Source organism: Pseudomonas sp. DWP3-1-3b3 (assembly GCF_049896305.1).
In the GTDB taxonomy this organism is placed as follows: Bacteria; Pseudomonadota; Gammaproteobacteria; order Pseudomonadales; family Pseudomonadaceae; genus Aquipseudomonas; species Aquipseudomonas azotoformans_A.
Genome location: NZ_JAFCUA010000001.1, coordinates 1 through 24,023, shown reverse-complemented (window position 1 = coordinate 24,023; position 24,023 = coordinate 1). Strand labels below are relative to the sequence as shown.

Here is a 24,023-nt window from a genome sequence, read left to right as displayed (position 1 = left end):
AAAATATTAGCTTTAGCGGAGCGTGCCCATGTCCAGTACTCCTTCACACCGTGCCAACCTGGCCTTCCTGGTGATCACGGTGTTGACCTTCCTCGCCGCGTCCAGCGCGCCGACGCCGCTGTATCAGGTGTATCAGGACAATCTGCACTTTTCGGCGGCAATGCTTACGGTGATCTTTGGCGTGTACGCGGTGAGCTTGCTGGCGGCGTTGCTGACCGTGGGTTCGCTGTCGGATCACCTGGGACGCAAGCCGGTGATCTTCACGGCATTGCTGCTGAATATTCTGGCGATGCTGCTGTTTATCAACGCCGACAGCACCGCGTACCTCATCGCCGCCCGCGCGTTGCAAGGCTTTGCGACCGGCATGGCCACGGCGGTGCTGAGCGCGACGCTGCTCGATACCGACCGCTTGCGTGGCCCCATGCTCAACAGCCTGGCGCCTTTGTTGGGCATGGCCAGTGGTGGCCTGGGCAGTGGCTTGCTGGTGGAGTACGCGCCTCGGCCTACCCAGCTGATTTATCTGGCGATGCTTGCCTTGATGGTGGTGCAGGCACTGTATGTATGGCGTTTGCCGGAAACGGTCAGTCGGATTCCGGGGGCGTTGAAATCCCTGGCACCGACCCTGCACGTGCCCGAACAGGCACGCCGGGCCCTGTGGCTGGCGATGCCGTTGAATGTGGCCGTGTGGGCGCTCGGTGGGTTCTTTTCCTCCCTGGCACCTTCGCTGGTGCGGGCGGCGACCGGCTCGACCTCGCACCTGATCGGCGGCGGGTTGGTGGCCGTGGTCACCTTGAGTGGTGCGGTGATGATCTACAGCCTGCGGGATCGCCCGGCGGACAAGGTCATGCGCCTGTCGGCCGTGCTGTTGGCGTTGGGCGTGGCGTTGCTGCTCGTCGCGGTGCAAAGCGCCAGCCTGACGCTGTTTTTTGTCGCCAGTGTGATCGCGGGGTTCGGCTTTGGCGGCGGATTCATGGGCAGTGTCCGCAGCATTGTGGGCCTGGCGTTGCCTCACGAACGGGCTGGATTGATGTCGGCTTTCTACGTGCTGAGCTACCTGGCGTTCTGCCTGCCGGCGCTGCTGGCGGGTAACTTGAGCCACGTGTATGGCTTGATCGTGACCACGGATGGCTACGGCGCGGTGCTGATCCTGTTGGCCCTGGGGGCGCTGGTCGGTCTGCTGATGCAGGATTCGGCACGGGCCAGGGCGACGACGGGCGGCTGATGGGTAATAATCGGTGCCTTGTATTCGCCTGACCGAGAGGCAAGCATGAAGATCATCCGCAGCAAGGACTTCACCGGCAGCCGGGCCTGGGAGGCGCTGGATATCGCCAACATGAACGGCATCACTACGCGCCTGCACTGGACCGACCAGCCGTACCGCTGGCACATCAATGACGGTGAAGAAGTGTTTGTGGTGCTGGATGGCCGGGTGCAGATGCACTATCGCGACAATGGCTTCGAACAGGTGGCGGAACTGGGCGTCGGCGACATCTTCTACGCCAGCGTCGGCACCGAGCACGTGGCTCACCCTCAGGGCCCGGCGCGCATCCTGGTGATCGAAAGCGAAGGCAGTGTTTGACGCTATATTGGTAAAACAGATAACAGTTAGAGATATTACCCGTTATATAGATATTCGATCTGGTTCTACCATGGTCTCAACCTCAAACGAGGAAGAGGATTGCCATCATGACCTGCTCGAATACCATCAGCTACAAACCCTTCAGTCACTTGACCCGTCCACGGGAAGTGATCCGCCAGTTCACCCCGAACTGGTTTGCCGCCACCATGGGCACCGGCGTGCTTGCGTTGGCGTTGGCGCAACTGCCGTTCAATTTGCCTGGCTTGCACGCGATTGCCGAAGCGCTGTGGTTGTTCACCATCGGCCTGTTTGTGCTGTTCAGCGTGTTGTACGCGGCCCGTTGGGTGATGTTTTTCCATGAGGCGCGGCGAATTTTCGGACACTCCACGGTGTCGATGTTCTTCGGCACAATTCCCATGGGGCTGGCGACCATTCTCAATGGCCTGCTGTTGTTCGGCCTGCCGCGTTGGGGCAGCGACGTGATCCCTCTGGCTGAAGCGCTATGGTGGCTGGATGTGGCCATGGCCCTGGCCTGCGGTGTGCTGATCCCGTTCATGATGTTCACCCGCCAGGAACACAGCATCGACCAGATGACCGCCGTCTGGCTATTGCCGGTGGTGGCTGCCGAAGTCGCCGCCGCCAGCGGTGGCCTGCTTGCACCACACCTGGCAGATGCTCATTCGCAACTGGTGATGCTGGTGACCAGCTACGTGCTGTGGGCGTTTTCCCTGCCGGTGGCGTTCAGCATCCTCACTATCCTGATGCTGCGCATGGCCCTGCATAAACTGCCGCATGCCAATATGGCCGCGTCGAGCTGGCTGGCGTTGGGCCCCATTGGCACCGGGGCGCTGGGCATGCTGTTGCTGGGGGGCGATGCGCCGGCGATTTTCGCGGCCAATGGTTTGCCGGGTGTCGGCGAAATGGCCAACGGCCTTGGGCTGGTGGCGGGCATTACCCTGTGGGGCTTCGGCCTGTGGTGGATGCTGATCGCGGTCTTGATCACCTTGCGATACCTGCGCGCCGGTATTCCGTTCAACCTGGGGTGGTGGGGCTTTACCTTCCCATTGGGTGTGTACGCCCTGGCCACATTGAAGCTGGCGAGCCTGTTGCACCTGGGTTTCTTCAGCGTATTCGGCAGTGTGCTGGTGGTGGCATTGGCGCTGATGTGGCGGATCGTGGCCAAGCGCACGGTGCAGGGGGCTTATAAAGGTGAGCTTTTTGTTTCACCTTGCATTGCGGGACTAGGGAATAAGTAAGCCGGATTAGGTAAAGTCGTGGCCTGAATGCTTTTACAAAAAAATAGGCCACGCAGGAACACGGACGATGAGCCACCCCTCGCAATTCACTTTGCTGCGCACACGGCGTTTCCTGCCGTTTTTCATCACCCAGTTGCTGGGCGCGTTCAACGACAACATCTTCAAGCAATCGCTGATCCTCGCCATTCTCTACAAGCTCACCATCGACGGTGACCGCTCGATCTGGGTTAACCTGTGCGCGTTGCTGTTTATCCTGCCGTTCTTCCTGTTTTCGGCCCTGGCCGGGCAGTTTGGCGAGAAATTCAACAAGGACGCGTTGATCCGCGCGATCAAGATCGGCGAGATCGTGATCATGGCCGTGGGGGCGACGGGCTTCCTCACCAATCACCTGGAACTGATGCTGCTGGCGCTGTTTGCCATGGGCACCCACTCGGCGCTGTTCGGGCCGGTGAAGTATTCGATCATGCCCCAGGCCCTGCACGAGGATGAGCTGGTGGGCGGCAACGGCCTGGTGGAGATGGGCACGTTCCTGGCGATCCTGGCCGGGACCATTGGCGCCGGGATCATGATGTCGTCCACCCATTACGCGCCAGTGGTGTCGGTGGCGATCGTCGGTGTGGCGGTGCTGGGTTACCTGGCCAGCCGCAGCATTCCACGGGCGGCGGCGTCGACCCCTGGTTTGCGCCTGAACTGGAACATTTTCAGCGAATCCTGGGCCACCTTGCGTTTGGGCTTGGGGCAGACGCCGGCCGTTTCGCGTTCCATCGTCGGTAATTCGTGGTTCTGGTTTGTCGGTGCGATCTACCTGACGCAGATCCCGGCCTACGCCAAGGAATGGTTGTACGGTGACGAAACCGTGGTGACGCTGATCCTCACCGTGTTCTCGGTGGGTATCGCGCTCGGCTCGATGCTCTGCGAAAAACTCTCCGGGCGTAAGGTGGAAATCGGCCTGGTGCCCTTCGGTTCATTCGGCCTGACCGTGTTTGGCCTGCTGCTGTGGTGGCACTCCGGCGGCTTCCCGCAGAACGTGCAGGCCAACGATTGGCTTACCGTGCTCAGCTACGGCCAGGCCTGGTGGGTGCTGTTCGATATTCTTGGCCTGGGCGTGTTTGGCGGCTTTTATATCGTGCCGCTGTACGCGCTGATTCAGTCGCGTACCGCCGAGAATGAGCGGGCGCGGGTGATCGCGGCCAACAACATCCTCAATGCACTGTTCATGGTGGTCTCGGCCATCGTGTCGATCCTGTTGCTCAGTGTCGCCAAGCTGTCGATCCCCGAGTTGTTCCTGGTGGTATCGCTGCTCAACATCGCGGTCAACACCTACATCTTCAAGATCGTCCCAGAGTTCACCATGCGTTTCATGATCTGGCTGCTCAGCCATTCCATGTACCGCGTGGAGCACCGCAACCTGGAGGCGATCCCGGATGAAGGCGCGGCGTTGCTGGTGTGCAACCATGTGTCGTTTGTCGATGCACTGTTGATCGGCGGCGCGGTGCGTCGGCCGATTCGCTTTGTCACGTACTACAAGATCTACCGTTTGCCGGTGCTGAACTTTATCTTCCGCACCGCCGGGGCGATTCCGATTGCCGGGCGTCATGAAGATATCCAGATCTACGAAAAGGCCTTCACGCGGATTGCGCAGTACCTGAAGGACGGTGAGTTGGTGTGCATCTTCCCCGAGGGCAAGCTGACCGCCGATGGCGAGATGAATGAGTTTCGCGGGGGCGTGACGCGGATTCTGGAAGAGACGGCGGTGCCGGTGATTCCCATGGCGTTGCAGGGGTTGTGGGGGAGTTTCTTCAGTCGCGATCCGAAGAAGGGCTTCTTCCATCGCATCTGGTCGCGGGTGGTGTTGGTGGCGGGGGAGCCAGTAGGGGTAGAAGCTGCCACTCCCGCGCAGCTACAGGAAAAAGTCACCCAGCTACGCGGCACTGTTCTGTAGGCGCCCGGCCTGGCGATGGCGATCTTCAGGCCGCCATCGCCGGCAGGGTTATGTGGAGATTTTCAGGCCAATAAGCCCACAAATGATCAGCGCCACACTCGCCAAGCGGAACAACGCCATGGACTCCCCAAACAGGATGATCCCGGCAATCACGGTGCCCACGGCGCCCACGCCGGTCCAGATGGCATAGGCCGTGCCCAGCGGCAGCTCCTTCATGGCCAGCCCCAGCAGGCCGAGGCTGACGGCCATGGCGGCAATCGTCAAAGCCGTGGGCAACGGCTTGCTGAAACCATCGGTGTATTTGAGGCCGACGGCCCAGCCAACTTCAAACAGACCCGCAAAAAACAGAATGATCCAGGACATGATGACCTCCTAACGTTAGGTGGGGTCGTCCCCGGATTAGCCGCTTGAAGCGTCGCGGGGTCGTCCCCGCGCAGCTCGGTAGAGTGCCGAAAAGTGCTCGGCTGATCAAGTTTGCGGGGTGTTCTCCAGCACGCGACGGTCTTCCTTTTCGCTCATGCGGCGGAAGTAGGTCGACAGCAACGCCCCGGAAATATTGTGCCAGACGCTGAACAACGCACTCGGCACCGCCGCCAATGGCGAAAAATGCGCGCTGGCCAAGGCGGCGCCCAGCCCGGAGTTCTGCATGCCCACTTCCAGCGCCAGCGACTTGCGCTGTGCCAATGGCAGCTTGAATACGCGGCCGGTGAAGTAGCCCAGCAGGTAACCAAAGCTGTTATGCAGCATCACCACCGCCATGATCAACAGGCCCGACTCGGCAATCTTCGCCTGGCTCGCCGCTACCACCGCCGCGACGATGATCACGATGCTCACCACCGACACCAGTGGCAACACATCCACCGCATGACGCACCCGCTCGCCGAGCACACGTTGCGCCAGTACGCCGAGCACGATCGGCAGCAGCACCACTTGCAGGATCGACCAGAACAATTCCATGAACGACACCGGCAGCCAGGCCGACGCCAGCAGCCAGATCAGCGCCGGGGTGAGCAGTGGGGCGAGGAGGGTGGTGACGGCGGCGATGGCCACCGACAGCGCCAGGTCGCCACGGGCCAGCCAGGTCATCACGTTGGACGAGGTGCCGCTCGGGCAGCAACCGACCAGGATCACACCGACGGCGATTTCCGGCGGCAGGTGGAACGCCTGGCAGAGCAACCACGCCACGCCCGGCATGATCACAAAGTGCGCGACCACGCCCAGGGCCACGCGCCATGGATGGCGGGCGACCTCGGCGAAGTCATCGAGTTTGAGGGTCAGCCCCATGCCGAACATCACCAGGCCCAGCAACGGGACGATGGCGCTTTTCAGACCGATGAACCAGTGGGGTTCGAGGAAGGCGACGACGGCGAAGATCAATACCCAGTAGGCGAAGGTATTGCCGACGAAGCGGCTCAAGGCGGCGAGTGCGCGCATGGGGATGTCCTTTTATTAGAGAGGTAGTCGGAGTGGAAACCGGATCCAAATGTGGGAGCGGGCTTGCTCGCGAATGCGGTGGATCAGTCAACATATTCAGTGACTGGCACACCGCATTCGCGAGCAAGCCCGCTCCCACAGTTTGATCTTCACAAGGCGTTAAATGCCCTGTGGTGTCTCTTCACCGCCCAGTGCTTCAACCAGCGCCGGGATAAAGTCGCCGAACGTCAGCATCATCAATGTGAAGCTCGCATCCAGTTGGCCCAGGGCCTCGTCGCCACCGTCCTGTTCCGCCTGGTCTTGCAACAGGTCTTCGAACTTCAGGCGCTTTACGGTCATTTTGTCGTCAAGCATGAAGGACAGCTTGTCCTGCCAGGCCAGGGACAATTGGGTCACGACTTTGCCGGTGGTCAGGTGCAGTTGGATCTCTTCGCCGGTCAGGTCCTGGCGCTTGCAACGCACGATGCCGCCGTCTTCGTGGGTGTCGCGCAACTCGCATTCGTCGAGGACGAAGAAGTCATCGGCCGGCTTCTGGGTGGTGACCCAATCGGTCATGATTGCGGTGGGCGCGGTTTTCACGGTGAGTGGGCGAACGGGCAGGGTGCCGATCACTTCCCGCAGGGTCGACAGCAGGTCTTCGGCGCGTTTCGGGCTGGCCGAGTTCACCAGGATCAGGCCCTGTTTCGGCGCGATGGCGGCGAAGGTCGACGAGCGACGGATAAAGGCGCGTGGCAGGAAGGCCTGGATGATTTCATCCTTGATCTGGTCGCGTTCCTTCTTATAGACCTTGCGCATTTGCTCGGCCTCGATTTCTTCGACTTTCTCTTTCAGTGCGTCACGCACTACGCTGCCCGGCAGGATGCGTTCTTCCTTGCGCGCGGCGATCAGCAGGAAATCACCGCTGACGTGAACCAGGGGAGCGTCTTCACCTTTACCAAAAGGCGCGACGAAACCGTAAGTGGTCAATTCCTGGCTTGCGCAAGGGCGCGCCAGTTTGGTGGCCATGGCCGCTTCCAACGCCTCGGCATCAACAGGCAGATCTTGGGTCAGGCGATAGATAAGCAGGTTCTTGAACCACATGGGGTGAGTCTCTCCTTTATACAAAGGGGGGCATTATTCTCTTGATAACGTCCCAGGCCAACCCTGCCTAAGCCATTGGAAGCTATCAAAAAAAAGATTTAAGAAAGTGCTTGCCAGACTCAAGGTCGCTCCGTAGAATGCGCGCCACACCGAAACGAAGGGTGATTAGCTCAGCTGGGAGAGCGTCTGCCTTACAAGCAGAATGTCGGCGGTTCGATCCCGTCATCACCCACCATTCGTTTTATGTGTTACGCGCAGCGGTAGTTCAGTCGGTTAGAATACCGGCCTGTCACGCCGGGGGTCGCGGGTTCGAGTCCCGTCCGCTGCGCCATATTCGGTTACCTGGAACGCTGAACGCCAGGTCACCACAGAAAGCCCGCTTAATAGCGGGCTTTTCTTTGTCCGGAATATGGCAAAAAATCGCGATTTAAACTTTTTTTAAATAAATTGCATTTAAATCAAGACATTACGATTTTTTGGTGTATGATGCGCCCACACCGAAACGAAGGGTGATTAGCTCAGCTGGGAGAGCGTCTGCCTTACAAGCAGAATGTCGGCGGTTCGATCCCGTCATCACCCACCATTCGTTTTACGTGTTACGCGCAGCGGTAGTTCAGTCGGTTAGAATACCGGCCTGTCACGCCGGGGGTCGCGGGTTCGAGTCCCGTCCGCTGCGCCATATTCGGTAACCTGGAACACTGAACGCCAGGTCACCCCAAGAAGCCCGCTCATTGAGCGGGCTTTTTTTCGTCTGCGATTTATCCTCTTTGCGCACTCCCGTTGTGCACTGCCTATTCGTCCTGAACTGTACGGGTGCGTCATGACGTGGGGGAATACCCCCATGCACATTGGTTGATTGCGCCCTCGGTCGCTTAAACGTTTATCTATAGCCACGCGAAGACTTCCAGGCGGGTTACCGGCAGCAGGATGCTGCGGGGACTCGCTCTCCAACATAAAAATAGTCTGCAAGGGGAATGGCTCTCTATGAAATATCCACTGCGTCCGTTGGTGTTCTGGCCAACGTTCCTGATCCTGCTGGCGGCAGTGATCGCCAGCTACGTTGACCTGAATGCATTCCTTGCGGTCAGCAAACAGCTCAACAACCTGATCCTGAAGAACTTCTCATGGCTGTTCAGTGCCGGCTCGTTTGCCATGGTGGTGCTGACTGCGATCGTCTACTTTTCCGCGCTGGGCAAGGTGCGTATCGGCGGTGAAGACGCCCAGCTGTTGCTGAGCAAATGGCGCTGGTTCATGGTGGCGCTGTGCACCACCCTGGCGGTGGGCGTGCTGTTCTGGACCACCGCCGAACCGCTTTATCACCTGTACGGCCCGCCCACCAGCCTGCCGATCGAGGCGGGCAGTTCGGCGGCGAAGAGCTTTGCCATGTCGACGATGTTCCTGCACTGGACCATCACGCCCTACGCCATCTACCTGGTGCCCTCGCTGGTGTTTGCGCTGGTGTTCTACAACCGTCGCAGCAACTTCTCCATCGGTGCCATGCTTGAACCGTTGCTGGGCGAAGCGCGGGTCCGGCGCTATGCCGGGCTGATCGACACCCTGGCGATGTTCGCCCTGGTGGCCGGCATGGCCTCGTCCTTGGGCACTGGTGCGTTGACCCTGGCCGGTGGCCTGGCCCAGTACATTGGCGGTGAAACCACGCCGTTCCGCCTGGCCATCATCATTGCAATCATCGTCATCACCTTTGTTGCCTCGGCCGCCAGCGGCCTGCAGAAAGGCATTGTGATGCTGTCCTCGTTCAACACCTGGATCATGCTGGCCCTGGGGCTGTTCGTGCTGTTGTGCGGGCCGACCCTGTACATGTTCAGCCTCGGCGTTGAGTCCCTCGGCGTGTACCTCGACACCTTCTTCAGCCGCAGCCTGTTCACCGGCGCCGCCAGTGGCGACACCTGGCCGCACAGCTGGACGGTGTTCTACTGGTCGGTGTGGTTTGCCTGGGCGCCGGTCAGCGCGTTGTTCCTCGGCAAGATCGGCCGCGGCTACACGGTGCGTGAATTCATCCATATCAACATGCTGTACCCGGCGTTGTTCACGGCAGTGTGGATCTGCATCTTCTCCGGCACCAGCCTGTACTTCGATGCGCTGGGCGACGGCAGCCTCAACCGGGTGCTGAACGAGCAGGGCGTGGAGCACGTGCTGTACCAGATGTTCCAGCAACTGCCGGCGAGCGGCCTGATGATCGCGTTCCTGCTGTTCGTGGCGTTCATCTCCTTTGTCACCGCCGCCGACTCCAGCACCGATGTGATCGCCAACCTGTGCAGCAAAGGCGTGACCGCCGATTCCGACCTGGATGGCAATCCGATGTTGAAGATCGTCTGGGGCGTGATCATCGGCTCGGTGTCTTGGGTGATGGTCTCATTCGTCGGCATCGACGGCGTGAAGATGCTCTCCAACCTCGGCGGCCTGCCGGGCATGATCCTGGTGTTGCTGGCCAGTACCTCGCTGATCTTCTGGTTGAAAAACCCCGCATTGCTGGATGTGAAACGCCTTCAGCGGACCCCCGAGACGGAACTGCGCGGCGCCAGCCCGGTGCCGGATTTCGCCCGCTGATCGATTGAACCGCTGTAGGAGTTACTGATGGAAATCGTCACTGAATTTGCTTACACCGTGCGCGAAATCGAGCACTGCCTGATCCCCTTGAAGGACGGCACCCAACTGGCCGCCCGTATCTGGTTGCCGGAAGTCGCCGGTTTGCAGACCTTCCCGGCAATCCTCGAATACCTGCCGTACCGCAAACGCGACGGCACCGCCGTACGCGACGCGCTGACCCATCCGTGGATGGCGGGGCAGGGCTATGTGTGTGTGCGGGTGGACATGCGGGGCAACGGTGAATCCCAGGGCCTGATGGCCGATGAATACCTGTTGCAGGAACAGGAAGACGCCCTCGAAGTGATCGACTGGTTGTGCCAGCAACCCTGGTGCGACGGCAATGTCGGCATGATGGGTATTTCCTGGGGCGGCTTCAACGGCCTGCAAGTCGCCGCGCGCCAGCCCCAGGCGTTGAAAGCGATCATCACCCTGTGCTCTACCGATGACCGCTTTGCCGACGACATCCATTACAAGGGCGGCAACCTGTTGATGGAGAACTTCGGCTGGGCTGCCACCATGCTCAACTTCAGCGCGGCGGTGCCCGACCCGCTGTTGGTCGACGACTGGAAAAACCTCTGGCACCAACGCCTGGACGCCATGCCGTTGCTGGCGGAAACCTGGCTGCAACACCAGACCCGCGATGATTACTGGCGCCATGGTTCAGTGTGCGAGGACTATTCAAAGATCAAGGCCGCCGTGTATGCCGTCGGCGGCTGGGGCGATGCCTACCGCAACACCGTTTCGCGCCTGATGCAAAACCTGCCGGGCCCGAAGAAAGCCGTGATCGGGCCGTGGATCCACAAGTACCCGCATTTTGCCGTGCCAAACCCAGCCATCGGCTTCCTGCAAGAGGCTAAACGCTGGTGGGATCACTGGCTCAAGGGCATCGATAACGGGGTAATGGATGACGCAGCCTGCACTTTTTACCTACAGGATATTCTGCCGCCGAAGGGCAGTTATGCCGAGCGGCCGGGTATCTGGGTGCAAACGGCAGGTTGGCCGGATCCGCAGGTGCAATGGACCGATTTCAGTCTCGGTGAACAGGGGCTGAGTGCAGGATCAGAGCCTTTGGCGACGCCGCGCAGTCTCTGCTCGCCGCTGACCACCGGCCTGCATCAGGGCGAATACTGCGCCATCTGGTTTGGCCCTGACGGGCCGACGGATCAACGCCGTGATGACGCCCACTCGCTGTGCTTCGACTCCCCGCCGCTGACCGAGCCGCTGGCGCTGCTTGGCGATGCACGTCTTAAGTTGCGCCTGGCCAGTGACACCGCCTGTGGCCAATTGGTCGCCCGGCTGAATGCGATAGCGCCGGACGGGCAAGTCACCCAGATCAGCTACGGTGTGCTTAATCTCATCCTGCGTGAGGACTTTTCCCAGGTAACGCCTGTAGTCCCAGGGGAACCGATGGATGTGCAGTTAAACCTTGACCACATCGGCATGCGCCTGCCCGCTGGCTACCGTCTGCGCCTGGCCCTTAGCACCGCGAGTTTCCCGTTGCTGTGGCCGAGCCGCGAGCTGACCACGCTGACATTGCTACCGAGCCTGCAAAGCCTGCAGCTGCCGATATTCAACGGCGAGGCGGTGGACTGCCCGTTCGAAGCGCCGCAGTCGGCTACGCCGGTGGCGATGGAAGTCCTACGTGCTGCTGCGCCGAAACGTACGTTGATCGAAGACGTGGGCAGTGGTGAAGTCTGCGTGAAAATCGAAGATGACTTGGGTTCGGTGCGTTTTACCGACCACGGCTTGTCGGTGGACCAGCGCTGCACCGAGCAATACCGCACATTGCCTTGGGATCCGCTGTCGACGCGCGCCGATATCGAATGGCACTACCGTGTCGGCCGTGATCAGTGGACCGTGGAGGTGGAAAGCCACTTGAGCGTGCACGCCGATGCCGAGTGGTTCTATATCGAAGCGGAGCAGACCGCCTGGGAAAACGGCCAGCTGGAACACCGTCGGCAATGGAGTAAACGCGTGGCCAGGGTCGCGCTCTGAGCAGGCAACTGGCAGGATGCACGCCAACGTGATCTCTGCGGGCCTGGGGTAACCTGGGCCCGTCATTGCCAATGGACTTGCTCATGTCGCGCCGAAACGTCGATCTTCCTCCCCTCAACTGCTTGCAGACCTTCGAAGCGGCGGCCCGCCATTTGAGCTTTACCCAGGCGGCCCATGAACTGAACCTGACCCAGAGCGCAGTCAGCCGCCAGGTCAAACGCCTCGAAGAAGACCTGGCCCGCCCGCTGTTTTATCGACTGGCCCAGGGCTTGAGCCTGACACCCGCCGGGGTACGTTATTTCCGTACCGTCCAACGCCTGTTGCGCGAGCTTGATCGCGAGTCCGCCGAGTTGCGCAGGCGCGGTGCCGATCGCCAGTTGACCCTGGCCAGCACGCCCACCATCAGTTCTATCTGGCTGGCCGGTCTGTTGCCGCAGTTCCAGCGCGACCATCCGGACCTGGATATCCGCATCCTGTGCAGCGAAAGCCCCAGCCACCTGGATGTCAGCGAATACGACCTGGGTTTGTTCTATCACTTGGATGAACTGGCGGCGCCCCACGGCCTTGAGCTGTCGCCGGTGTTTGACAGCGAACAGGTCATCACCGTGTGCAGCCCCGATTACCTTGAGCGTCACGGCCCGATTCGCGACCTGCATCACTTGTTGCACGCTCACACTTTGCTGATCGTCGAGGACCACCATCACGACTGGCTCACCTGGGCCGACTGGTTCGCTGATGCGGGCGCCGATTACTACTCGCCGCGTCACGCCTTGCGCACCAACAGCTATCAACTGTTGATGCAGTCGGCGGTGATGGGGCACGGTGTCGCCCTCGGCTGGAAGCGCTTGCTGGACAGCGACCTCGATGCCGGGCGCCTGCAAATGGCCTTGCCCCACAGCATGCACAGTCGCGGCCGCCTGCACTTGATGCAGCCGCATCACCGCAACCCGCCGGCGGCGGTGCGCAGTTTTCGTCAGTGGTTGCAGGCTCGAACGGCGGAGCCAGAACAGGCTGGCTGAGGGTCAGTGCTGACCGGTTTTTTTCTTTTTGGTCTGGCGTGTTGCCAGGTGTTCGAAGCAAAAAGACGCGGTGCCGAACACGGCGATCAGGGTCAGTACGATCATGCCGAGGGTTGAGCTTTCCACGGTGATTTCCTACGGGTGATGGGGTAGGTACTCACGGTAGAGGCGGGGTGAAAACGGCTCAATAGACCCGACGCAATCCTTACGCCGTCGGGTCCATTGTTACGCATTCTTTACGGAGCGTTGCGGCTGTGGCGGTAATCGCTGACCGCTTCGTACACCGCCTTGCGCAAGCGGTTGATGCCACCGATTGGGCGGTGTTCCGCTACACCAAACCAGGGGTTGAACGACTGGTTGTCGCACGCCAGGTTCTGCTCGGGTGTGTCGAAATCCTGCGCCGGGATGCGCACCTTGGCCACGGCTTCATAGGGCGCATCGCTCTCCTTCCATTCGATGCTGGTGTCTTCGATCGGCATGAATTTCTGCGGGTTCTGCCGCTGGATCTGCAGCACGAAACACGCAGGCACGCGGTCAGTGGACAGCTGCTGGCTCAAGGCGCTGCGCAGGAAGTTCGGCAGGTCCTGGTTCTGCTTGGGCAACACGTACTCCGGGCAACTTTGCGGGTCGGGTGCGACGCGGAACTTGGCGTTGGCCGCCCCGAACTTGTAGGGCGATACCGAAAAGTACGTGGTCTGCGTCGGGCTCGCCGGTGCGGGCGCCAGGGTCGCCAGGGCGATAAACAGGTGGCGTACCTGCCAGGTCCGTGGGTCGGCTTTGGGGAAGAACGCCAGGACTTTCTTGCCATCCGCTTGCGCGCCGATGTTCTGCGCGTACTCCGCCACATCGCTGACAAAGAAGTTCGGGTGGCTGAACATCACGAAGTCCTGTTCCGTGCGCGCCTGTTGGTCGGCCAGCAGTTGCTTGCCCGGCACGTCCAGCAGCTTGAGCGCCATGCCCCGCGCATCACGGATGCTGTCGAACTGTGGGTAGGCGTTGCCGTTGGACAGTCGCATCATCGCCTGCCAGGTCTTGCCCGGTTCGGCGAACACGCCTTGGCGCAATGCTGGATCAAGATCAGGTACCACGCTGACCTGGGCCTTCACGCACCCATGGGCCTTGGCGTGGGCATCGCGCAGGTAGCGGGTGCCTTCGCGGTGCTGGTCGACGATGCGCACCGCCGTCTGGATGATGCCTTGTGTCATCGCCGCTTCGCCGGGCGGAATCTGCTCATTCGGCGACACAGGGCCGCTGTGTTGCCAGGCGTACCAGGCACTGGCGCCCAGCCAGCCGAGCAGGCCGAGGCCCACCAGCCACAGCAGGGTCTTGCCCAGAAACGCGCCGATGCGCAGCCACAGGCGGGCGAGCAGGGAAGGTCGGTCGTAGGGGGATCGAATCATCATGGCAGTTGTTGCTCCAGCGGGCCGCCCAGCACTTTGAGGTATTCCAGCAGCGCCCAGCGTTCCTGCGGCAGCAGGCCACGGCCGATTACGCCGTTGCCACGACTGCCGGCACGGAATTCGTGACCGCTGTTGTGGTTGCCGGTGATTTTGGTATCGAACAAAAAGGCATTCTTGAACGCGTCGGTCTCGAAGCCGAGGTGGCGCGGGTCGTAGTTGAACGTGCCTTTATAGAAGGTGGTGCTGCGCTCGTCCTGGGGCGAGAGCAATTGGTAGATCGTCGGCACCGAACCGTTATGCAGGAACGGTGGCGTCGCCCACACGCCCGCCAATGGCCGTGCCTTGTAGGCGCGCAACTCACGTACGCCGATGGGGAGGCCGTAGCCGTCCAGGCGCGGGCGTTCGGCCGGGGTTACGCCAGCGGCGCGGTAGGCATGTTCTTCGACGAACGCGGTGACGTAGGCGAGGCCCTTGGCCACGGACAGCTTTTTCAGGTCCAGCGGCTCGGTCGGCGTGGGGTGCAGTTCGACGTTGAGTTTGGCCAATTCCGCCAGGTCCCATTGCAACGCGCTGAGGTCGTAGCGCTGTTCGGCGATGTTGCTGGCTGTGCCGGGGTCGGTGCCGATGTAGTCCACTGGCAGCATTTTCAGCTGTTGCACCGGGCGTCCGCCTTCCTGGCTGACGCTGGGCACATGGCAGCCGGCGCAGTTTTCGGCAAAGAGTGCGCGGCCTTGAGCGGCGAGCGGCTTGTCGACGGTGCCGAACAGGTCCTCGGGCCAGGTCGGTGGCTTGAGGCGTTGCAGGGTTTCTTCGATCAGGTTGAGGTCGCGTACCCGCACGCTGGATGGGTAACGCGCATCGCCTTGGAGTGGCTGGCCGGCGTCGTCGAAAAACGCCAGGGTCGCGCCGACCCCTAGGGCCTCGCCGATATTGCGCGCCATGGGCTGCTGGGCCGAACCGTTCCACTGCACCCAGTCGAAGGTCCAGATGTCCCACAGTTGCGGGTAGTCCACCGGTGCATTGGCGACGCGATAGTTATCTGGGGAAATGGCATCGCCAAAGCTGGCGTTGGCGATACGGCCAAACGCGTCCGTACGGCCAGGACCTTCTTCAGTGGGGTAGAGGCCACGGTGAGTATCGTTCCAGGCCACTTTGAGGAACTGGTTCAGCGACTGCTTGAAGTCCTTACGCAGTTGCGTGTGCTCGGCGTCGTAGCGATCCCCCAACACCTGGCGGGCAAAACGTTCGAACTTCCACGGGTTGTAATAGGTGGCCGCCAGGCTGGCGACCAGGGCCTGACCGAAACTGCCGCCGCGCAAGGTTGGCACGCTGGAGGGCAGCACGTGCTGGGCGGAACCGCCGTCGATACGCAGGGCCTGGTTTTTGTAATGCAATTCGCCGGTGTGGCAGGCGGCGCAGGTGATATCCAGGTATTGGGCGTTGCTGCCGGCGTTTTTATGCCGGGCGAAACCCACCGGCAGGTTGCCGGGGTTTTGCGCGGTGGGCACTTGCTTGGGGTCCACCAGAAAGCCAAAGCGTGCCAGATACTCGGGCGTTGCGAAACGCTGTTCGGAAAACGGCAACTCCAGAGCGGTGAACCAATCGTAGTGCAGGCCTTTTACCTGGGTGCCCTGGGGCGTGAAGTAATAGGTCTGGCGGTCGGCGGCACTCCATTGGTCCTGGTAGTGCACCTGCTCCACGGGCACGTAGTCCGGCAGCTTGGGGTTGACGGTGTAATAGAGCACCACGGCCAGGGCGATGCCCAGCAGGGTGAATATCAGGAGTAAAACACGGGAAAAAATGCGCAAGATGGCTATCCTTGTCTCGGTCTTGTCGAGTTGTCGCGATGTTATGCCACTACGCCACAGGTGCGGCAAGTGGCCATGAGCCCGGTAATGGGCGGTCCCGCGATCCTTCGTGGGCCTCCATCATGAATGAAAATGCTTTTAAACACGTGAACTTATCAGAAGTTTCCTGCTCACATGCCGGTAGCCATTGGTCGTGGCCGCCTGATAAGCTCGCGACTTTATTCGAATGCCCTATTGGCGCATGAACAAGGAAATAGCATGAAACAGCATCGGTTGGCGGCGGCGGTGGCCCTGGTTAGCCTGGTACTTGCGGGTTGTGATTCGCAGACCAGCGTAGAGCTGAAAACCCCGGCGCAGAAAGCTTCCTATGGCATCGGCCTGAACATGGGCAAGAGCCTTGCCCAAGAAGGCATGGATGACCTGGATTCCAAAGCAGTAGCCCAAGGCATCGAAGATGCCGTCGGCAAAAAAGAGCAGAAGCTCAAAGACGACGAGCTGGTTGAAGCGTTTGCCGCACTGCAGAAGCGTGCTGAAGAACGCATGACCAAGATGAGTGAAGAGTCGGCAGCCGCCGGCAAGAAATTCCTCGAAGACAACGCCAAGAAAGACGGCGTCGTCACCACCGCTTCCGGTCTGCAGTACAAGATCACCAAGAAAGCCGATGGCGCCCAGCCTAAGCCGACTGACGTGGTGACTGTGCACTACACCGGCAAACTCACCAACGGCACCACCTTTGACAGCTCCGTGGATCGCGGTAGCCCGATTGACCTGCCGGTCAGCGGCGTGATCCCAGGTTGGGTCGAAGGCCTGCAACTGATGCACGTCGGCGAGAAGGTCGAGCTGTACATTCCTTCGGACCTGGCCTACGGCGCACAAAGCCCAAGCCCAGCGATCCCAGCCAACTCCGTGCTGGTATTCGACCTGGAGCTGCTGGCCATCAAGGACCCAGCCAAGGCTGACGCTCCTGCTGCACCGGCTGCCAAGAAGTAACAGGCGCCTGAAAACACAACGCCCCGTCTCGACGGGGCGTTGTTGTTTCTGGGGGTTGCAGAGCCCGCACCCGCACACATCCGATCGAACGCCTGCAACCTGCAACAGTCTGATATAAGACTCGAGTACGGGTAGCCGCACATCAACGCCAAGTCAATGAAATCTTGGGTTTTTTTTCAGTGCGCAAAAAACGCCCGATCTGACTGCAAGCCTTGAACTACGTGGCTTTCAGCGCAGAAAATAGGCTCTGTTCACAAGGTTATCCACAATTTGTGTGGATAACCTTTTATGTCGCCTGGAACTGGAGTGACCGATGAAACCACCCTTCAATTTCACCCGTTTCCTGCCCATGGCCGCACGCCTCCTGGGCCGTGGGCGCTTGCCGACGTTACTGTTCGCCGTCGCCGCCAAGGGCTCCAGCCAGGGCAATCGCCTGGGCAAGCTCAAGGATGACCTCAAGTTGCTTCAGGCCCTGTGCCTGGCTTACTGGCGCGGCGAGTACCGGGCCATCAGCCCCAAGGCGCTGATCTCGGTGGTAGCGGGCTTGATGTACTTCCTGAGCCCGATCGATGCGATCCCGGACTTCATCCCTATGTTCGGCATGCTCGACGACATTGCCGTGCTGGCATGGGTCATGAAGACCCTGGACGGCGAACTGAGCGCTTTTCGCGCCTGGCGCGACGCCCAGCGTCCGGAAAAGCTTGCCGTGGTTGAGCGCCTGCCTGCGACGCCCGCTCTGCTGGCCAAGGAAAACCCGCAAAAAAACGCATGACGTGACTATCCCCCTGCGACCTTTAGGGCTGTTAGGATTACACTCCTAAGGAAAGGGCTTACTAAGTAAGTGCAGTTATCCTACGGGGCGGTCATGGATATTCAGATAATTTCACGCAATGGCGAACCCGAGTACGCGGTGTTGCCATGGGATCATTACCAGGCGCTGCTAAAAGCTGCCGGTCAGCAACAACCGACGCTTCCTCCTCTTTCATCGCCTGCCCAAGCCGCCCCTGTACAGGACCTGCGCCCGCTCGCAGACCTGCGCGGCTTGCGTGAGGGCAAAGGCCTGGCAATCGAAACCCTGGCCCGCACCGTGGGGATCAGCCCCTCATATCTTGGATTGATTGAAAGTGGTGAACGCCAGCCGGATGCCGCAATCCGCCGCAGCCTGGCCTGGGAATTGGGCGTTGCAGGTTGGAGGGATGAATCTTGAGCCTACGTATCAGCCGTCAACACTGGGATGGGTTACTCAACGAACTGGACCAGGCGCGCCGCCAGCGCCATTTGCTGACCTACCGCGCGCTGCTGGAGCGCCTGCAATTCCCCACGCCGGCCATGCAGACCCTGGCTGCCGCCCTGGAGCACCTGGCGGCGTTGGACGCCAAGGCCGAGCAGCCGCTGCGTAGCTCGCTGGTGATCAGCCAGGGCGCCAGTCGCCTGCCGCGTACCGGTTTCTTTGAATGTGTCGAGCGCCTGGGCCGTTTCAGTGGGCCGTCCGATGGCGTGGCCGCTGCCTCCTGGCACGCATCGGAAGTGGTGCGGGTGTTCGAATACGAGTACCCGGAGTCTGCCGAGGCCTAAAGCGCCTGGGGCAGCGCGTCCATGCTGTCGATCACATGGATGCTATAGCCGGCCATGTCCTTGGCATGGTGCTTGGCCTGCGAGGCCAGCTCCGCCAACTGGCTGGCATCGAGTTGTCCACAGGCCTGTGGATACAAATGCACCACGCCGATGGACAGTGACAGCAGCGCAAACTCCTGGCGCACGCCCTGGCGGTTGAGCGCCACGAAGCAGCCCGCTTCAAGGTGCTCGGCGCGGTAGAAACGTCGGCATTGGGTGTGGAAGTCATCCAGCAGCTGATTGAGGCGTTTGCGCCAATCCTGCGGGCCCAGTACCAGCAAAAAGTCATCACCGCCGATATGCCCGACAAAGTCGCGGCTAGGGTCGACACGGTCGTTCAGGCACTGCGCCAGGCACAACAACACCTCATCCCCACGCCCATAGCCGTAGATATCGTTGAATGGCTTGAAGCTGTCGATATCCACGTAGCAAATCACCGATTCGCGCTGTTGCTGCAACAGGCGCGTCAGGCACTGCTGGATCGGCACGTTGCCGGGCAGCAGGGTCAGCGGGTTGGCGTAGCGCGCTTGTTGGATCTTCAGCTCGGTGATCAGCTTGAGCACATCGATCACCCGGCCCAGGCCCAGGTAATCGCCATTGAGCGTGATGATGAAGTCTTCTTCGATGCGTTGCCGCGCGCGACTGGTAAGCAAACGGCTGACTTGCTGCAGGGACTGACTCAGCTCCACTGCCAGAAAGTCGGTGCTCATCAAGCGGCTGATGGGCTTGCGCGCAAACAGGTCGGTGGCGAAGGGTTTCAGCAGCGCATCCGACAGCGAATGCCGGTGGACGATACCGATCGGATGCCCGCGCCCATCCAGCACCGCCAGGGAATTGAGGTTGGCCTGGCGCCGGAACGCTTCCAGCACCTGGGCGGTGGCGGTGTCCTGATCCACCGCCGGCTGTTCGCTGAGCAAGGCGCTGAGGTCGCTGCCTTCGTCGTTCAGTGCCACGTTGGCGCTGTCGGGCTTGGGCAGCATCAGGCGCGCTTCCTGCGGCGGTTGCTCCTGTGGACGGCAGAGCAGGTAGCCTTGGACCAGGTCCACGCCCATCTCCGTCAGTACCGCCAACTCTTCAGGCAACTCGATCCCTTCGGCAATCACTTGGGCACGCGACGCCTTGGCAATTTGCAGGATGGAGCCGACAAATTCCCGCTTGAGCGCGTCCTGATGGATGCCGTCGATGAAGTGGCGGTCGATCTTCACATAATCCGGGCGCAGCTCCGACCATAGGCGCAGGCTGGAATAACCGGCGCCCAGGTCGTCCAGGGCAATCGAGAACCCCATGTTGCGGTAGTGGTGCAGGGCGGTTTGCAGCAGGTCGATATCGTTGGTGGGGGTTTGCTCGGTGAGCTCAATTACCACTTGGCTCGGTGGAATGCCGAAGTCACGCAGCAATTGCAGGGTGCGCCCCGGTTGATGCGCGGTTTCCATCAACGATTGTGGCGAGACATTGAGGAACAGCTTGCCCGGTAGCTTCTGTTCACTGAAGCGTCGGCACGCGCTTTCGCGGCAGGCGATCTCCAGCTCACTCAGCCGCCCGGCCTGGCTGGCAACCGAGAACAGGGCGATGGGGGAGTGCAGCGGGCTGTTGGAAGGCCCACGACTGAGGGCTTCATAGCCGAGAATACGCCGTTCAGACAGGCTGATGATCGGTTGGAACAGGCTGTGCAAACTGCCTTGAGCCAGGATAACGCCCAATGCATTCAGCTGTTCGGTCATGGTCATGGCGATCTCGATCGAAAAAAAAGGACCGCAGGCTGGAAACCTGCGGTCCTTCATTTCACGACAGAATGATGTCTATATGATGACACTCCGCGGAGCGATCACATTAAATCGCCATCATTTACTGCTTGGCCACCTGTTTGCTGACCTTCAGGTAGTCCAGCAGGATCCGGCCCGTCTCGGCCAGATAGGCGTCGTCTTCCGGCTTGGTCTTGTCGGCTTCGGCCGGCAGCGCATCTTCGTCTTCTTTCTTCAGCTCCTTGAGTGGATCTTCACCCTTGGCCTTGCGGCGGATGTTTTCCAGGACAAGTTGCTTGTTTTCGATATCGGAGTGCTGCGCGCGGCGATCCACTTCATTGAGGCTGACGGTTTTTTCTTCCATCAGCTTCTTCGCCAGGGCCAGCTTGTCGCGGATAAACACGAACTCGGCATCCTTGGCGGAGCGGGTATCGTGGTCAGCCTTCAACTGCGCCAGGAATGGCTTGAACGGATCCGAAGCGGGCTTGATCGCAGGGCGGATGGTGTCCCACGGCATGGCTTCCGGCAGGGCGCTTTCGCCGATTTCCTTGGTGTCGATGATCGACGGGAAATCGATGTCCGGCAGTACGCCCTGGTGCTGGGTGCTCTGGCCGGAAACCCGGTAGAACTTGGCCAACGTCAGTTTCAGCTCGCCATGGTTCAGCGGCTGGATGGTCTGCACGGTGCCTTTGCCGAAGGTCTGGCCGCCGATGATCAGGGCGCGGTGATAGTCCTGCATGGCGCCGGCGAAAATCTCCGAAGCCGAAGCCGAGAGGCGGTTGACCAGCAACGCCATCGGGCCTTTGTAGAAGGCACCTGGGTTCTCGTCTTCCAACACATCCACACGGCCGTCAGCGTTGCGCACCAACACGGTCGGACCCTTGTCGATAAACAGGCTGGTCAGCTCAGTGGCTTCCTGCAGGGAACCGCCGCCGTTGTTGCGCAGGTCGATGACCACGCCGTCGACTTTTTCCTTCTGCAGTTCGGTCAGGATTTTCTTGACGTCACGGGTGGTGGACTTGTAGTCCGGATCGCCCGCGCGGAAGGCCTTGAAGTCCAGGTAGAAGGCCGGGATTTCGATCACGCCCAGCTTGTAGTCTTTGCCATCCTGCTTGAGGTTGAGGACTTTCTTCTGCACGGCCTGGTCTTCGAGCTTCACCGCTTCACGGGTGATGGACACGATCTTGCTGGTCTGGTCGTTCGGCGCATTGGTGTGCGGAATCACTTCCAGGCGCACCACGCTGCCTTTCGGCCCACGGATCAGCTTGACCACTTCGTCCAGGCGCCAGCCGACCACGTCGACCATCTCTTTGTCGCCCTGGGCAACACCGATGATCTTGTCGGCCGGAGCTACCTGCTTAGTCTTGTCTGCCGGGCCTGCTGGCACCAGACGCACGATCTTGACCTGGTCGTTGTCGCTTTGCAGGACGGCACCGATGCCTTCCAGCGACAGACTCATGTTGATATCGAAGTTTTCCGCGTTATCTGGCGACAGATAATTAGTGTGCGGATCGTAGGACATCGCGAAGGTATTGATGTAGGCCTGGAAGATATCTTCGGCGCGGGTCTGGTCCAGACGCGCGAGCTGATTCTTGTAGCGCTTGGTCAGCAGCTCCTGGATAGCCTTAGGCTCTTTGCCGGCGATCTTCAGGCGCAGCACCTCGTCCTTGACGCGTTTGCGCCACAGGTCGTCGAGGGCGGCGGTGCTGGTCAGCCAAGGCGCGTCCTTGCGGTCCACCAGAAGGGTTTCCTTCTGGGTGAAGTCGAGCTTGTCGACGCCTTTGTCCAGCTCACCCAAGGCGAAGTCCAGACGCGCTTTGACGCGGTCCAGGTAGCGCTTGTAGATGGTGAAGCCGGGTTGCAGGTCGCCGCTCTTGAGGAAGTCGTCGAACTGGGTTTTCCACTTGTCGAACTCGGCGATGTCGCTGGCCAGGAAGTAGCTGCGCGACGGATCCAGCAGCTTGAGGTAGCTGTCATAGATGATCACCGAGCGCGCGTCGTCCAGCGGCGGCTTGCTGTAGTGGTGGCGCTTGAGCAACTCGACGACGTTAAGGCTGGCAATCACCTCATCGCGATCCGGCTGAAGGTTGTCCCAGCTGTTGGCTGCGAACGTATTGGTCGACATCGACGCAAAGCCGAGACCAATGAAAAGAGCGAGGGCGGTGCTGGGGAACAAATGCTTCATGCTGATTCGACGCGGGGGCAATTGATAACGCATATTAGGCCGTCTTTGAGGGAGCCGGTTCCATATGGTCCGGTCGCATAATGCAAAAAGCCCGGCGATACAGCTACGGGCTCAGTCCAGACTCACTATGGAGGCAGTGTGAAAGCATTGCAAGGCGTTGACGGTCATGTGGCGTGGTTGGAAGAACCCGTTCCTACGTGCGATGTAGGGCAAGTTCGCATTCGTGTGGCGGCAGCGGGCCTCAATCGCGCCGATTTATTACAGCGCGCGGGGCTTTATCCACCGCCGCCAGGCGCCAGCCAGGTGCTGGGCCTGGAGTGTTCCGGGGTGATCAGCGAAGTGGGGGCGGGCTCATCCTGGCAAGTCGGTGACCGTGTCTGCGCGCTGTTGGCCGGGGGCGGCATGGCCGAAGAGGTGGTGGTGGATGCGCGTCACGTTCTGCCGGTGCCGGAAGGATTGTCGCTGATCGAAGCGGCGGCATTGCCTGAGGTGTACAGCACTGCATGGCTCAATCTGTTCCAACTGGCCGGCCTCAAACCCGGTGAGAAAGTGCTGCTGCATGCTGGCGCCAGTGGCGTGGGCTCGGCAGCGATCCAGTTGTGCAAGGCGTTCGGCAGCCCGTGCTGGGTCAGCGTCGGCTCGGCGGAGCGCCTGGCCTATTGCGAGGCGCTCGGCGCCCAGGGCGGCGTGGTACGCACCGATGGCCTCGACGGGCTGCGGGATTTCGGGCCGTTTGATGTGATCCTCGATCCGGTGGGTGGCGACTATGCAGCGCTGGACCTCAAGCTGCTCGCCCTGGATGGCCGTTGGGTGTTGATCGGTTTGATGGGCGGTCGCGAGGCCAAGTTGGACCTGGCGCAGGTGCTGGGCAAGCGTATTCAGCTATTGGGCTCGACTTTGCGAAGCCGCAGTGATCAGTTCAAGGCCGACCTGTTCAGCGACTTGAGCCAGCATGTTTGGCCGTTGTTTGTTGAAGAGCGCCTTAGCCCGCAACTGGCCAAGACCTTCCCGATCAAGGATGCCGAGGCGGCGTTTGCCGAGTTGGCGACCAACCGGATTTCTGGAAAGTTGGTGTTAGTGATTGATGAGAAGCTGAGCTGATCTCGGCTTGAAATGCCATCAATGTGGGAGCTGGCTTGCCTGCGATGGCGGTCTATCAGTGAACAATTCTTCATCTGACACACCGCCATCGCAGGCAAGCCAGCTTGTATGTTTAGACTTGAAGGGGTGGGCGGCGACTAAAAGCCAGATTCCGACTCTAGCCAGTACGGACCGTGGGAGACTTCTCGTCCCGTCCTTTCTACCAAAAGCGCCGATAAGGAATTCATCGGGAAAACCGACGATAGAGGCAAGCCAGCGCTGGGTAGACCCC

At 60.5% G+C, this 24,023-nt stretch carries 20 protein-coding genes and 4 tRNA genes; 16 read left to right on the top strand and 8 right to left on the bottom strand.

Translation table 11 applies throughout. The features are described from left to right. Positions 1 to 28 precede the first annotated feature (28 nt). From ACP7BX_RS00120 to ACP7BX_RS00105, 4 genes are all read left to right on the top strand, one after another. On the top strand, positions 29 to 1,222 hold the full coding sequence (locus tag ACP7BX_RS00120) for an MFS transporter (RefSeq protein WP_426130323.1): 1,194 nt from the start codon (positions 29 to 31) through the stop codon (positions 1,220 to 1,222). Positions 1,223 to 1,267: 45 nt separating this feature from the next. Beyond that, positions 1,268 to 1,579 (top strand): cupin domain-containing protein, encoded by a 312-nt coding sequence (locus ACP7BX_RS00115; RefSeq protein ID WP_033897679.1) that lies wholly within the window; start codon positions 1,268 to 1,270, stop codon positions 1,577 to 1,579. Positions 1,580 to 1,686: 107 nt separating this feature from the next. Continuing rightward, complete coding sequence (locus ACP7BX_RS00110) at positions 1,687 to 2,835, top strand: TDT family transporter (protein WP_426130321.1); 1,149 nt, start codon at positions 1,687 to 1,689, stop codon at positions 2,833 to 2,835. Positions 2,836 to 2,902: 67 nt separating this feature from the next. Next, positions 2,903 to 4,777 carry an MFS transporter gene (locus tag ACP7BX_RS00105; protein ID WP_426130319.1) on the top strand — a complete coding sequence of 625 codons (1,875 nt, stop codon included), beginning with the start codon at positions 2,903 to 2,905 and terminating at the stop codon, positions 4,775 to 4,777. Positions 4,778 to 4,825: 48 nt separating this feature from the next. Here the strand turns inward: ACP7BX_RS00105 and sugE are convergent, their stop codons facing one another. The 3 genes from sugE to rdgC all read right to left on the bottom strand — a co-directional run bounded on the left by sugE (position 4,826) and on the right by rdgC (position 7,291). Further along, the gene (gene sugE / locus ACP7BX_RS00100; protein ID WP_010211634.1) at positions 4,826 to 5,140 is read right to left on the bottom strand and encodes a quaternary ammonium compound efflux SMR transporter SugE; all 315 of its coding nucleotides are present in this window, start codon (positions 5,138 to 5,140) and stop codon (positions 4,826 to 4,828) included. Between the two features lie 105 nt (positions 5,141 to 5,245). Beyond that, a complete protein-coding gene (locus ACP7BX_RS00095) occupies positions 5,246 to 6,211 on the bottom strand; it encodes a bile acid:sodium symporter family protein (RefSeq protein ID WP_426130317.1) in 966 nt (321 codons plus the stop codon). 159 nt (positions 6,212 to 6,370) lie between these two features. Continuing rightward, positions 6,371 to 7,291, bottom strand: coding sequence for a recombination-associated protein RdgC (rdgC, locus tag ACP7BX_RS00090; protein ID WP_010211632.1), 921 nt, complete (start codon positions 7,289 to 7,291; stop codon positions 6,371 to 6,373). Between the two features lie 159 nt (positions 7,292 to 7,450). Here rdgC and ACP7BX_RS00085 point away from each other — a divergent pair. From ACP7BX_RS00085 to ACP7BX_RS00055, 7 genes are all read left to right on the top strand, one after another. Next, a tRNA-Val gene (locus ACP7BX_RS00085) sits at positions 7,451 to 7,526 on the top strand. 19 nt (positions 7,527 to 7,545) lie between these two features. Further along, positions 7,546 to 7,622 (top strand) — tRNA-Asp (locus ACP7BX_RS00080). 176 nt (positions 7,623 to 7,798) lie between these two features. Then, positions 7,799 to 7,874, top strand: a tRNA-Val gene (locus tag ACP7BX_RS00075). A 19-nt stretch (positions 7,875 to 7,893) separates the two neighbouring features. Beyond that, positions 7,894 to 7,970: transfer RNA gene (locus ACP7BX_RS00070), tRNA-Asp, on the top strand. Between the two features lie 305 nt (positions 7,971 to 8,275). Then, entirely contained in the window at positions 8,276 to 9,859 is a 1,584-nt protein-coding gene (locus tag ACP7BX_RS00065; RefSeq protein ID WP_426132125.1) for a BCCT family transporter, read from the top strand. 27 nt (positions 9,860 to 9,886) lie between these two features. Beyond that, on the top strand, positions 9,887 to 11,893 hold the full coding sequence (locus ACP7BX_RS00060) for a CocE/NonD family hydrolase (RefSeq protein ID WP_426132126.1): 2,007 nt from the start codon (positions 9,887 to 9,889) through the stop codon (positions 11,891 to 11,893). 83 nt (positions 11,894 to 11,976) lie between these two features. Continuing rightward, entirely contained in the window at positions 11,977 to 12,912 is a 936-nt protein-coding gene (locus tag ACP7BX_RS00055; RefSeq protein WP_314534847.1) for a LysR substrate-binding domain-containing protein, read from the top strand. A gap of 3 nt (positions 12,913 to 12,915) precedes the next feature. Here ACP7BX_RS00055 and ACP7BX_RS00050 read toward each other — a convergent pair whose 3' ends face one another. From ACP7BX_RS00050 to ACP7BX_RS00040, 3 genes are all read right to left on the bottom strand, one after another. Further along, the gene (locus tag ACP7BX_RS00050) at positions 12,916 to 13,038 is read right to left on the bottom strand and encodes a hypothetical protein (RefSeq protein ID WP_256348291.1); all 123 of its coding nucleotides are present in this window, start codon (positions 13,036 to 13,038) and stop codon (positions 12,916 to 12,918) included. A 110-nt stretch (positions 13,039 to 13,148) separates the two neighbouring features. Next, complete coding sequence (locus ACP7BX_RS00045) at positions 13,149 to 14,315, bottom strand: catalase family protein (protein WP_426132127.1); 1,167 nt, start codon at positions 14,313 to 14,315, stop codon at positions 13,149 to 13,151. Then, entirely contained in the window at positions 14,312 to 16,120 is a 1,809-nt protein-coding gene (locus tag ACP7BX_RS00040) for a di-heme-cytochrome C peroxidase (protein ID WP_426132128.1), read from the bottom strand. Before ACP7BX_RS00040 ends, ACP7BX_RS00045 begins: the two co-directional genes overlap by 4 nt. Before the next feature lie 258 nt (positions 16,121 to 16,378). Between ACP7BX_RS00040 and ACP7BX_RS00035 the strand changes: the two genes are divergently transcribed. From ACP7BX_RS00035 to ACP7BX_RS00020, 4 genes are all read left to right on the top strand, one after another. After that, a complete protein-coding gene (locus tag ACP7BX_RS00035) occupies positions 16,379 to 17,110 on the top strand; it encodes an FKBP-type peptidyl-prolyl cis-trans isomerase (protein WP_033897692.1) in 732 nt (243 codons plus the stop codon). Between the two features lie 313 nt (positions 17,111 to 17,423). Further along, positions 17,424 to 17,882: a YkvA family protein gene (locus ACP7BX_RS00030; protein ID WP_038844836.1), complete on the top strand. Its 459-nt coding sequence runs from the start codon at positions 17,424 to 17,426 to the stop codon at positions 17,880 to 17,882. A gap of 93 nt (positions 17,883 to 17,975) precedes the next feature. After that, positions 17,976 to 18,317 carry a helix-turn-helix domain-containing protein gene (locus tag ACP7BX_RS00025; protein ID WP_426132129.1) on the top strand — a complete coding sequence of 114 codons (342 nt, stop codon included), beginning with the start codon at positions 17,976 to 17,978 and terminating at the stop codon, positions 18,315 to 18,317. Further along, positions 18,314 to 18,685 carry a hypothetical protein gene (locus ACP7BX_RS00020; RefSeq protein WP_005786715.1) on the top strand — a complete coding sequence of 124 codons (372 nt, stop codon included), beginning with the start codon at positions 18,314 to 18,316 and terminating at the stop codon, positions 18,683 to 18,685. Before ACP7BX_RS00025 ends, ACP7BX_RS00020 begins: the two co-directional genes overlap by 4 nt. Here the strand turns inward: ACP7BX_RS00020 and ACP7BX_RS00015 are convergent. Continuing rightward, positions 18,682 to 20,451 (bottom strand): bifunctional diguanylate cyclase/phosphodiesterase, encoded by a 1,770-nt coding sequence (locus ACP7BX_RS00015; RefSeq protein WP_028615784.1) that lies wholly within the window; start codon positions 20,449 to 20,451, stop codon positions 18,682 to 18,684. The genes ACP7BX_RS00020 and ACP7BX_RS00015 overlap by 4 nt on opposite strands. A gap of 118 nt (positions 20,452 to 20,569) precedes the next feature. After that, positions 20,570 to 22,651 (bottom strand): carboxy terminal-processing peptidase, encoded by a 2,082-nt coding sequence (locus ACP7BX_RS00010; protein ID WP_191982998.1) that lies wholly within the window; start codon positions 22,649 to 22,651, stop codon positions 20,570 to 20,572. Between the two features lie 138 nt (positions 22,652 to 22,789). Between ACP7BX_RS00010 and ACP7BX_RS00005 the strand changes: the two genes are divergently transcribed. Beyond that, positions 22,790 to 23,752, top strand: coding sequence for a zinc-binding dehydrogenase (locus ACP7BX_RS00005; protein WP_314534875.1), 963 nt, complete (start codon positions 22,790 to 22,792; stop codon positions 23,750 to 23,752). Positions 23,753 to 24,023: the final 271 nt, after the last annotated feature.